The following is a 322-nucleotide window of genomic DNA, read 5'->3' on the forward strand; positions in this document are numbered from 1 at the left end:
CGCCGTCAGAAAGAGCACAGGGACCTGTTTACCGGCATCTCGAAGGGCACGCACGATGCGCCAGCCATCGTCATCCGGCAGCATGACATCCAAGACCACCAGATCGTATGTCTCGCCCATGGCCAGGTGGTGTCCGTCCAATCCGTTGCGCGCCAGATCCACGACGAATCCCGCCTCCATGAGACCTTGGCGGACGTAATCCGCCGTCTTGTTCTCGTCTTCAACGACCAGCAGTTTCATCGCATGTCCCATGAAATCGCTACGGCGCGGAAAAATAGCCGCTCACGATGTACGCATTCATCCACTTTCAATCAGCAATTTA

At 56.2% G+C, this 322-nt stretch carries 1 protein-coding gene; it reads right to left on the minus strand.

Annotated features, from left to right (window positions below; all coding sequences use genetic code 11):
• A partial coding sequence (locus KVT32_RS29390) for a response regulator (RefSeq protein WP_217619352.1) occupies nucleotides 1-240 on the minus strand: 240 nt, incomplete at its 3' end.
• Between the last annotated feature and the right edge of the window lie 82 nt (nucleotides 241-322).

The organism is Achromobacter sp. GbtcB20 (assembly GCF_019091095.1).
Taxonomy (GTDB): domain Bacteria; phylum Pseudomonadota; class Gammaproteobacteria; order Burkholderiales; family Burkholderiaceae_B; genus Achromobacter; species Achromobacter mucicolens.